The organism is Falsihalocynthiibacter sp. BN13B15 (genome assembly GCF_041205415.1).
GTDB lineage: Bacteria > Pseudomonadota > Alphaproteobacteria > Rhodobacterales > Rhodobacteraceae > Falsihalocynthiibacter > Falsihalocynthiibacter arcticus.
Map to the genome: position 1 here is coordinate 139500 of NZ_JBGFCE010000011.1, position 10442 is coordinate 149941.

At 53.3% G+C, this 10442-nt stretch carries 8 protein-coding genes and 2 tRNA genes; 5 read left to right on the forward strand and 5 right to left on the reverse strand.

The window, feature by feature from the left end; all coding sequences use genetic code 11:
* Positions 1-35: 35 nt before the first annotated feature.
* Positions 36-509 (forward strand): hypothetical protein, encoded by a 474-nt coding sequence (locus tag AB9F26_RS16995; protein ID WP_335586653.1) that lies wholly within the window; start codon positions 36-38, stop codon positions 507-509.
* A gap of 18 nt (positions 510-527) precedes the next feature.
* Here AB9F26_RS16995 and rnd read toward each other — a convergent pair whose 3' ends face one another.
* From rnd to purM, 3 genes are all read right to left on the reverse strand, one after another.
* Entirely contained in the window at positions 528-1697 is a 1170-nt protein-coding gene (gene rnd, locus AB9F26_RS17000; RefSeq protein ID WP_335586652.1) for a ribonuclease D, read from the reverse strand.
* Positions 1698-1780: 83 nt separating this feature from the next.
* Complete coding sequence (purN, locus tag AB9F26_RS17005; RefSeq protein ID WP_039003181.1) at positions 1781-2374, reverse strand: phosphoribosylglycinamide formyltransferase; 594 nt, start codon at positions 2372-2374, stop codon at positions 1781-1783.
* Complete coding sequence (gene purM / locus AB9F26_RS17010; RefSeq protein WP_369768549.1) at positions 2371-3417, reverse strand: phosphoribosylformylglycinamidine cyclo-ligase; 1047 nt, start codon at positions 3415-3417, stop codon at positions 2371-2373. Before purM ends, purN begins: the two co-directional genes overlap by 4 nt.
* A 1154-nt stretch (positions 3418-4571) precedes the next feature.
* Here purM and AB9F26_RS17015 point away from each other — a divergent pair.
* A tRNA-Ile gene (locus AB9F26_RS17015) sits at positions 4572-4648 on the forward strand.
* A gap of 140 nt (positions 4649-4788) precedes the next feature.
* Here the strand turns inward: AB9F26_RS17015 and AB9F26_RS17020 are convergent.
* Positions 4789-5646 (reverse strand): transporter, encoded by an 858-nt coding sequence (locus tag AB9F26_RS17020; protein ID WP_369754487.1) that lies wholly within the window; start codon positions 5644-5646, stop codon positions 4789-4791.
* 584 nt (positions 5647-6230) lie between these two features.
* On the opposite strand from AB9F26_RS17020, the gene AB9F26_RS17025 reads away from it, so the two are divergent.
* Entirely contained in the window at positions 6231-7853 is a 1623-nt protein-coding gene (locus AB9F26_RS17025) for a Hint domain-containing protein (protein WP_335586648.1), read from the forward strand.
* 56 nt (positions 7854-7909) lie between these two features.
* Here AB9F26_RS17025 and AB9F26_RS17030 read toward each other — a convergent pair whose 3' ends face one another.
* Positions 7910-9238 carry an ATP-binding protein gene (locus AB9F26_RS17030; protein WP_335586647.1) on the reverse strand — a complete coding sequence of 443 codons (1329 nt, stop codon included), beginning with the start codon at positions 9236-9238 and terminating at the stop codon, positions 7910-7912.
* Positions 9239-9278: 40 nt separating this feature from the next.
* Between AB9F26_RS17030 and AB9F26_RS17035 the strand changes: the two genes are divergently transcribed.
* Positions 9279-10184 carry an MBL fold metallo-hydrolase gene (locus tag AB9F26_RS17035; protein ID WP_335586646.1) on the forward strand — a complete coding sequence of 302 codons (906 nt, stop codon included), beginning with the start codon at positions 9279-9281 and terminating at the stop codon, positions 10182-10184.
* 79 nt (positions 10185-10263) lie between these two features.
* Positions 10264-10338, forward strand: a tRNA-Asn gene (locus tag AB9F26_RS17040).
* Positions 10339-10442: the final 104 nt, after the last annotated feature.

Sequence of the window (10442 nt, forward strand, 5' to 3'; positions counted from 1 at the left end):
TGCAAACTGGGTGACACGCAAAAAGGAGACAACGCATGAGATTTCCGACCTATTTGATCGTGTCAATGGGCCTAGCCGCCGGCGCCTGCTCCTCAGTATCGGACTCGCGCTATAACCCAATGAATTGGGGCCAAAGTGAGGATATTGCTGCGACTTTAGCTCCCGAAGACGGCTATCTGGTTCTCCAAGACAACCGAAACCTTATCGCGCAAGTTACGAATTTAACCGTGGTCAACGCCCAAGGCGGCGTCATTGTGCATGCAACTGGACTTCCCCCAACTCAAGGCTATTTTGACGCGGAGCTTTTCCCCCGAAATGAGGAAAAGCCAGAGGGTGCCACATTGGTTTATGAATTCCGCGTTCTTGAACCCAACCGGCAACAACGCGTTTCATCCGAGGTTTCCCGAGAGGTCATCGTGGCGCATTTCATTTCCACCGCCAAATTGCGCGGTGTGAACGAGATAAAAATTGTCGCGGCCCAAAACTCTCGCTCTAGCCGCGCGCAATAGGCCTATCCGACCAACCGCCTAGTTGGGTAGAAGTTCAACCACATCAACGTTTTGCCCCTTCAGGGCAAGGGCCACTTCACCACGGCACAGACGCATTGCATCCTGCCCAAAGACTTCGGCACGCCATCCGGCCAAGGCTTTAACGTCGCGACCACCCGCTGCTATAACGTCTAAATCCGCGGATGAGGCGATCAGCTTAGGGGCGACCCCAGTCAGGTCGCATTTTGCCTTCAACAGGACCCGCAACAAATCGGCCAACGCCGGATTCACTTGCAGTTTTTCGCGCGAGCGATCGGGTTTTGGAATCTTGTCTTCGGGAAGAACGAGGCCCGTTTTAACAGCGGCCAAAATACCGTCCGCAATATCGCCCCGACGCGCTTCGCGTAGCAAAAGGCGCGATCCGCTCAAGTCGTCAAAGCTGCTGGGTTTCGTTGAGGCCAACTCCAGCAACGCATCGTCTTTGTAGACACGGTTGCGGGGAATATTGCGTGTCTGTGCGTATTCTTCGCGAAACTGGGACAGGGTTTTAACAAGGGCCATAAACCGCCCACTTGTGGTGCGCGTTTTTACCCGTTTCCACGCGTCCTCGGAAGGTACAACATAAGTTCCCGGCGAAAGAAGCACTTCAAGTTCTTCCTCTACCCACTTGGAACGATTTGATTTTTTCAAATCTTTACTCAGAAATTCATAGACATCCCGCAAATGGGTTACATCCGCCAGCGCATAGGTTTTCTGGGCCGACGTCAGCGGGCGACGGGACCAATCGGTAAACCGCGATGTCTTGTCGATGTTGGCTTTGGCAATTTTGCGGACCAATGTTTCATAACCGACCTGCTCGCCAAAACCGCAAACCATCGCCGCCACTTGGGTATCAAAAAGCGGGATGGGAAACACGTTGCCTTCGATAAAAAAGATCTCAAGATCTTGTCGCGCCGCGTGAAAAACTTTGACTACATTCTCGTTGCGAAACAACTCATACAGCGGTTCGAGCGAAAAATCGGGGGCAAGTGGATCAACAAGAACAGCGTCGACCTCGTCGTCGTCTCCGGGAACAGCAAGCTGTACAAGACAGAGCTTCGAATAATAGGTGCGCTCTCGCAGAAACTCCGTATCGACGGTCACATAAGGAAAGGATGCTGCGCGTTCACAATAGGCTGCAAGCTCGCTCGTCGTGGTAATCGTGATCATAAAACGCTATTCTTTTTCTTGTTTTTGCCAGACTTTCGGCAATCTTAGGGAAGAGTGAAGCAAATGAAAAGGGAGAGCGTGGCTCAGGTCAAATCCACACGATGATGATCGCCCATAATAAACTTGCGCAGAACCGCTGGATAGAGCCGATGCTCAAGCGGCAGAATTCTGGCGGCAAGGGTTTCTGTTGTATCGTTAGGAAGGATTGGCACACGGGCTTGGCCCAGAATTGGGCCGCCATCTAGCTCGGCCGTGACTTCATGCACAGAGCATCCCGCCTCAGAGTCACCCGCTTCAATCGCGCGTGCATGGGTATGGAGACCCTTGTATTTCGGCAGCAAAGACGGGTGAATATTGAGCATTTTCCCGTTCCAACGCGCCGTAAATTCCGGCGTAAAAATGCGCATAAATCCGGCAAGGCATATGACATCCGGTGCCACACGTTCAAGAATTTCCGTAAGGGCCGTATCAAACGCGAGGCGGTCTTTGCCAAACGGGCGATGATCAAGGCTTGCCACATCAATACCCAAATTCGCAGCCTTGGTGAGGCCCGCGGCACTGGGATTATTGGACAAAACCAAAACGGGGCGCGCAGGGTGATCCCCCTGCATATCCTCAACCAGCGACACCATGTTCGAGCCGCCCCCCGAAATCAGGATCGCGACGCGCAAACTCACAGAAGCGAACCCGAATACCGCACGCCATCGCCCTTGGTGACGTGGCCAAGGGTATAGACGGTTTCGCCAGCCTCTTGGAGGAGGGCCGTTAGGGCTTCGGCGCGGTCCGCGGAAACAGAGAGCACCATGCCAACACCAGAGTTGAAGGCTTTGAGCAATTCTGACTGCTCAATTTTCGCCGTTGCGGCCAGCCATTTAAATACGGGAGGAAGGTCCCAAGCATTCAGATCGATGTCGGCGCCAAGCCCTTCAGGCAAGACGCGCGGCAGGTTTTCGGTCAAACCGCCACCGGTGATATGCGCCAGAGCGTGGACGCCCCCTGCCCGTATCGCCGCAAGGCATTGTTTCACATAGAGGCGGGTTGGTGCGAGAAGTGCTTCGCCCAGATTGCCTTCGCCAAAGGGGGAATCGTCAGACCATTCTAGGCCCGAGACTTCGACAACTTTGCGCACAAGTGAATAGCCGTTTGAGTGGACGCCATCGCTGGCCAGTCCCAAAAGGACGTCGCCCTCAACCACGCCCGCAGGCAGGTCCGTGCCACGTTCCATCGCGCCAACGGCGAAGCCCGCCAAGTCAAAATCACCTTCGTGATACATCCCCGGCATTTCCGCCGTTTCGCCGCCAATCAAAGCCGCGCCTGAGAGTTCGCACCCTTTGGCGATGCCGTTGATAATCTCAGTCGCTTCGTCGAGGTCCAGCTTGCCCGTCGCGAAATAATCGAGGAAAAGCAGGGGTTCAGCGCCCTGACAAACAAGATCGTTGACGCACATCGCCACAAGATCAATGCCGATTGTGCTCATATTGCCCGTGTCGATCGCGATGCGCAATTTGGTGCCAACACCGTCGGTTGCGGCAACAAGGATCGGGTCTTTGTACCCTGCCCCTTTGAGGTCAAACAAAGCGCCAAAGCCACCAAGGCCAGACATCACGCCGGGGCGGACTGTCCGTTTTGCGGCGGGTTTGATGCGGTCAATCAATGCATTGCCCGCATCAATATCGACACCCGCGTCCGCGTAGGTCAGACCGTTTTTCTCATTTGACATAGGAGGCCCCTTTTTCACTGTTGGCGCTGCTTTACCTCAAGGGGGGTGCAAAGGGAATAGGAGAAGGGAAAACGGACGCAATCTAACCAAAAGGGCCCACTCCGGTTAACGCGCCCTGAAAATCGCTTTGGTTTTCGCTTTAGGACGCGGGTGTGGAATCGATTGTATGGGTAGCTTTACCACTCAAAGTCATAAAATCCGCATCGCTATGTGTCAAAACAGCGACGTCATTGATGCCGCGCACCACAGCATTTGTACTATCGGCGCCAAATCCCACTGCAACGTGGAGTGCGTTTGCGGCCAAAGTCGTGGCGATGCGGGCCGCGTTTAATCTCCCGCGGGATGATCACCAAGAAAAAAGCATCAATGGCACCGGATTCACAAGCGACTATGTTCAAAACGATCTCCCCTGCGGGAATTTTATGTACCCATCCAGCAGGTTCGGACGCTTCAATCCAATGCTATTAGGCTAATGCAAACTCAATGATTTCTGGCTCGCTTTTTCCTTAAAGAACCATAACGTCCCTCGTCGCAGAAGCATCGGTCTTTGCCTTTCTGGCACCATTGTGCAGATTGAGATAGATCACGAAGCGATCCTCTGAACCAAGCGATTTTAGCTCTCAAATGCGGCCTTGATCGGAAGATAGATCACTTCGTCGTTCCGATCATCCTTTGGGGCTAAATTTAATCCCTGTGCGCTCCTTTTAAGAAGGGTAAGATCTTGTTCACAGACGCCACAGGCATTTTTTCCACGGCGGGCATATTGAAATCGCCAAAAGGTGGGTCTTATCTGGGCAAAAACCGTGAAAGACAAACCAACACTCACTATGAAAACACATAGTCCGACGCGATACTTTATACAGAGATCAACAGCGCAGGTATTTTACGCAACAAAGCCAGACTGTTGCACATTCCATTCCCCGATGTTGTCTTCCTAGAGGTTCCCAAACGTCGAGCGCCCTTGTTTCGGATCAATTCCGGTTAAGTTTGCGGTATGATGGCCATTCCTAAACGCAACGTTATCAAAACCGTGCGCGTTCACCCCATTTTATGAAGAATTTAATGACCTTGGGAAAATGGAGGCAGAATAGATAAAAAAAGTTATCATCCCTCCTTGACCCGCAGCACATGGATGCGTACTCAAAGCGCTAGGCGGGCCTGTAGCTCAACTGGTTAGAGCAGAGCGCTCATAACGCTTTGGTTGCGGGTTCAAGTCCTGCCGGGCCTACCAAACGCCATCCTTTATCCTCCGCCAGTCTTCGTTTTCCACCACTAAGGGAAACGGCAATTCGTTCTGCGAAAGCCTATATTAAGCGCAGGATTCGCTGTGTCGACAGCTGGCGAGCTTGCCGACACAGTCAACCCATAGGTCTATTTTGGGTAAAGCAGCGCAAAGTTTAGACGCAAGCCCCAACCCTCTGGCCCGCCATCAGGCGCTTGCGCCCAATAGCGCACACCCAATCCGATTTGTGCGGGTTGTTTTTTGCCCAGCTTGATCATTTGATTGACCATGAGGTTAATCGGAACCGACCATTGCTCTGTTTCCCAATCATAGGTGCTTTCCGTGTTCAACGAGAAGCTTGTGGCTTTCTTGGTCGTATAGGACACGAAGGGCTGTAGAAATGTCGAATTCACGTCTGCCCGGTCGCTATCACCTGCTACTGACCAGATATGATTGCCTAGCCCCCCAACGGTCCAAGCGCCCGACTGTTTAAGTGCGACGGCAGTTACACCCGCGCCCCATTTACCGGTACCTAGCGATTCTTCCGTCGCCGTGGGCAACAAGAATACAGGACCGGCCCCCCAAATAAGGCCTCCACTCGTCGGAGCTTTGGGAGAAAAGAAAACGCTTTGAACGGTATCGCCGAGGCCAAATGCCGAGCCTCCGGGCATGTTACCATTGTTGGAAATGACGGGCAAAATCGTGCGAGAAATCACGTTCCAATCATCGTTCAGGCTAAATGGGATCACCGGCTGAATATTCACATAATTCTGCGTGCCCTCATTTGGGCCGTATCCAGAATTGGAATTATATTGAAAGGGCACACTGATCAGGCTGGAAATCGGGTTGGACATTTTTTTGGCCAAGTCGACACTGTCTGAGTTCTGCGCACTTACTGGCGTTGCGAGGGCAAAAACGCCGAGCCAAACCGCGGTAAGGGAGCGCATGCGCCGCTTGTTGAACTTATCAGTTAAAACGCCTCTAAACATAACCAATATTCCTTCCATAAAACAATTCCCTGCCGACTTGATGTCCTAAAAATCTAGGTTCGAACAAAATTTACATGAGGAACTTCCAAAATTCTCTCGTAGCCGAGTATGCCTTCACGATCAACGATTTTCAACGGATGATGCACGAATTGGACCGCCCTTTTTACGCCAAAAAGCCGCACCACTGAGGTTCTTTCCGAGCTAACTTTCTAAAGCTCAGCAAAGCGCATGCGGGGCCGCATCCCCGCGTTCGGAAGGCAGGTCATACTCTTGATTGATTCTTCCCGTCTGAGATATTTCTGCATCAAAGGCGCCTCCGAATTCTTTGGCTATGCCGCGAATACTGCGCCATTGTGTCGCCCCAAGGGACAATCCCCACAATCACCAAAGATTAACGCCCGTAAATCGGAAATACCATGGTTAACGCCTTAGTTTTGCCTTCCAAAACGCTTGCTTGTTGGAAGGCAAGCTTGCTAGAAATACCAAAGCCTCCTGATCTGTAAGGGGGGGTGTATTTATGAATACTTATGCATTGCTCAACCGATTATTCATTTGAGCGCAGCTAGCATTCATTCAGTGTATTTTAAAATTGGAGAGTACCGATGGTTGATACCTCGCTGCCATACGACGAGCAAACTTCGCCGGACACCGTGATCGACCCGGACAGCAACAACCCAATTACAGTCGTGCAAACATCCCAACTTCAAACAACAGACAACGGCGATGTCGGCCAAGATGGGTTTGACCTTTCCGTTAACCTCACTGGTGCGAATGTGACCGAACAGGTCAATATTGCGATTGCGATTGATACGTCGGGGTCGACCTCTGGAAGTTCCGGTACAGATTTTGACGGCGACGGGCGCAACGAGACAATCCTTCAAGCCGAAATTTTTGCCGCTCAGGAACTTTTTGATGCCTATGTTGATGCAGGTTATGATCCAAGCGAGATTTCGATAACCCTCATCACATATGCCTCGGGTGCACGCGTCGTTGGGACGTATACCCTCAATGATTCCGCTGCCTTCACTGATGCGTTGTCCAGTATTGGCTCTGCGGGCTCTAACGGACAAACCAATTACGTTGCAGGCTTAAATGCCGTCGGAGACGCATGGACCGCCGAAGGCGTTGACCCAGCCGACACCAACGTTCTCGTCTTCTTGTCGGACGGCGAAGCCTATCCGGGCGGTCAGAATATTTCTGGTGCGGCCAGCAACCTCGAAAACGGTTTTAACACGCAGATTAGCGGTATCGGTGTTGGCAGAAATTCAAGCCTCGACGATCTGAACCAACTTGATAACACATCTGGTGCCGACCAAGTCCTTTCAGGCGAAGAACTCCTTGCAATCATTGTAGAGCCACTTACCGACGCCGACTTCTTGCGTTTTGAAGTGACTGTCGAAGGTCTCGACGCAAACGGCGATCCGTTTACACAAGTTCTCATATTCAATGAGGGCGACCCAGAAGTGACGTCGACTCAATTAGGGTGGTCCATCGGGAATTACACCCTCGACCCCGCCTTCCAATCCCCGCAAGACATCACAGTCACGGTGGAAGCCTACTTCGCAGAGGACCCGAGTAATCCTGGAAGCGGCGAGCAAGTTGTGACCACGGTCCACGAAATCGCCTTGGTGATTTGTTTCACTCCAGGCACGATGATTTTGACCCCGACGGGCGAAGTTGCCATCGAAACCTTGGTTGCAGGTAATCGTGTTGTGACGCGCGACCATGGCGTGCAAGAGGTGCGCTGGGTTGGGGCAACAGAATTGCCGCCCGTTCACATGGACCTCAATAAAAATCTGCGTCCCGTGTTGATCAAACAGGGCGCGTTGGGCAAAGACCTGCCCTCTCAAGATCTGCGCGTTTCGCGCCAGCACCGTATTCTTGTCCGCGATTGGCGGGCGGAAATGATGTTTGGCTCCGAGGAAGGCGTTCTGGTTCCGGCCTTCACGCTTTGCAACGACTCAACTATCATCCAAGAGCGGCCAACGGCCCCCGTCACCTATATTCACATGGCGTTTGACAACCACGAGATCGTTTATGCGGACGGCATCGAAGCCGAAAGCTTCCACCCCTCCGAACGTATGGTGTCTGGTATGGCGGATGACGAGGCGCGCAAGGAGCTTTACACCCTCTTTCCCCACCTCGAAAACAGCCAAGATCACGCTTACGATTCCGCGCGCAATCAAGTTAGAGCACGTGAAGCCGCGGTGGTCCGCCAAGCGTAACACATTGAATACGTTTAAAAAATTAAACGCTGCTCCCCCTGTGGGTGCAGCGTTTTTTATCGTGGAATCACAAGGTCGGCTTGAAGCCCGCCTAAACGTTCGCTCTCTCCCAGACGCAGATTTCCGCCATGCGCACGCGCGATATCAAACGCAATGGACAGACCTAAGCCAACACCGCTGCCTTTGTTTTGGTTGCGTGCGGGATCTAGCCGCGCAAAGGGTTTTAGCGCCTCTTCCCGATGCACGGGCGGAATCCCCGGCCCCGGATCTTCAACGCAAAACAGGAACGCCCGCTCCGTCGCGACCACACGAATTTCCGCGCGCCCACCATAGCGCACCGCATTACGAACCAGATTTTCAATCGCCCGCCGCACGGCAACGGGTCTTAGGCGTACCGTCAAGCCACTGCTGACACCTTCAACTTTGAACAGCTTGACGTCCATGCCCGCCCGACGAGCATCAGTTACAATATCGTTAATGAGGGCCAGCGGATCGGTATCACAGGCCTCTTCCCCCGCATCGGCCCGCACGAAATCAAGAAACGCATCCAGCAAGCTCTCCATCTCGTCGACATCATGCTCAAGGGCCTTCACATCCTCATTCGGGTCCAACATCGACAACCCGAGCTTAAACCGCGTAAGGGGGCTGCGCAGATCATGTGACACGCCAGAAAGCATCAACGTGCGCTGCTCAAGGTGGCGTTCAATCCGAGCGCGCATATTCAAAAACGCCGTCCCTGCCGCGCGAACTTCTAAGGCCCCTGAAGGGTGATATTTAATCGACTGCCCCTTACCAAACGCCGTCGACGCCCTTGCCAACCGCCGAATGGGACGCAATTGATTGCGCAAAAACAGATACGCAATAATCGACAAAACAATCGACGCCGAGAGGGTCAAAACGATCAATTGATGCGGATTGCGCGCCGACACACGGTTGCGGTGAAAAATAACCTTCGCTGGCCCATAATCAGTGTCCAGCCAGACATGCACGCGGCGCGGATCTTCCTGCAGATCAACATGGATCAACCCCGGAAAGTTGTTCTCAAGCGTTGAAATAATCAGCCGCCCCGACAGATCCACATACCCCCGTCGAGTGATCGGCTCTGAAGCCGCGGGCAGCAGGACCGCGAAATCAAGCGCGCGCGATAATTCCGCAACCACGCTCTCCGCCCCCTCCAAATCGGGGGCTGCGTTGATATCTGTTAGCAAGAAACGCAACTCGATCGAAATGTTTCCCGTCATTTGCCGCGTAACGTCTTCATAAAGGCGTTGCACAAAGACAATCGACACGACAATTTGCACCACGACAACAGGAAGCAACAAGATCAACGTTGCCCGCCCGTTCAAACTACGGGGCATATATCGTTTAAGCCAAGTAAATTTCATGCCAAACTCTACCCCTGCCCTTTCAGAGAAGAAAGCCCCAATGCCCAGCCCTCCTATGAAGCCCTCAATCGGCACCCCCGATGCCCTCGCCGCCAATGTAACCCGCGTCCTCGCGCCCAATCCCTCGGCGATGACCTATTGGGGCACGAACACTTATCTGGTGGGGCAAAACAGCCTTGTTGTGATCGACCCGGGGCCCAACAATGCAGCGCACCTCAAGGCGCTTCTGGCCGCAATTGACGGACGGCAGGTCGCCGCCATTGCCGTCACTCACAGCCACCTCGATCACAGCCCGCTTGCGCCAATCCTTGCCGCTGAAGTCGGTACCAAAGTTTGGGGATATGGCACCAGTTCCGCCGGTAGGTCCGCCCGCATGGCGACCCTCGCAGCCACATCCAACGTGGCCGGAGGCGAAGGCGTCGACCTCGATTTCACCCCCGACATGTATCTGGCGGACAACGCCGACATCACGTGGCTTGACGGCACCCTCACCGCCCTGCACACGCCCGGCCATTTCTGTAATCACCTCTCCTTTCGTTTCGGAGACACGCTGTTTTCCGGCGATCACGTCATGGGATGGGCCAGCACGCTTATCTCGCCGCCCGACGGCGACTTAACCCAATACCGTGCCTCGCTTCGCCGTCTCCAAAACATTGGCCTCTCGCGGTTTTACCCTGGCCACGGCGCGCCAATCGACTCGCCAGAAACCACACTCACCGCCCTCCTCGCCCATAGAAAACACCGCGAGGCCCAGATTTTCGCGGCACTCACCGCCACACCACAGAGCGTGACTGAAATAACCGCCAAAGCCTACCACGACACCCCGCCCACGCTCCTTTTCGCTGCGGCCCGCAACGCCTTCGCCCATCTCATTGATTTATATTACAATAACGAAATTTCTTGCGAAAACCCGCTCGATATCTCCAGTCGTTTTTCTAGAAAATGAAGCCAGAATGATTTTTTTCCAACTTTAAGTGAAATCCCTCTGGACGCCGCAAAACCCAGTTGCTATATCGCCCCCATGTTCCGACGTAGCTCAGTGGTAGAGCAGTTGACTGTTAATCAATTGGTCGTAGGTTCGACCCCTACCGTCGGAGCCAACAAACCCCTCTTTTTTAGTTAAAAACAACTAAAATAAGGGTTTTTGGCCGTTTATGAACCAGTTTGCGAACCGGTTGCGTACCAGTTCCGTCACAATCGAACC

What these genes read in the sequence shown, in the direction of transcription:
- rnd (WP_335586652.1), bottom strand. Translation starts at nt 1,697, where the DNA reads ATGATCACGATTACCACGACGAGCGAGCTTGCAGCCTATTGTGAACGC.
- AB9F26_RS16995 (WP_335586653.1), top strand. Translation starts at nt 36, where the DNA reads ATGAGATTTCCGACCTATTTGATCGTGTCAATGGGCCTAGCCGCCGGC.
- AB9F26_RS17035 (WP_335586646.1), top strand. Translation starts at nt 9,279, where the DNA reads ATGCCCAGCCCTCCTATGAAGCCCTCAATCGGCACCCCCGATGCCCTC.
- AB9F26_RS17025 (WP_335586648.1), top strand. Translation starts at nt 6,231, where the DNA reads ATGGTTGATACCTCGCTGCCATACGACGAGCAAACTTCGCCGGACACC.
- AB9F26_RS17030 (WP_335586647.1), bottom strand. Translation starts at nt 9,238, where the DNA reads ATGAAATTTACTTGGCTTAAACGATATATGCCCCGTAGTTTGAACGGG.
- AB9F26_RS17020 (WP_369754487.1), bottom strand. Translation starts at nt 5,646, where the DNA reads ATGGAAGGAATATTGGTTATGTTTAGAGGCGTTTTAACTGATAAGTTC.
- purM (WP_369768549.1), bottom strand. Translation starts at nt 3,417, where the DNA reads ATGTCAAATGAGAAAAACGGTCTGACCTACGCGGACGCGGGTGTCGAT.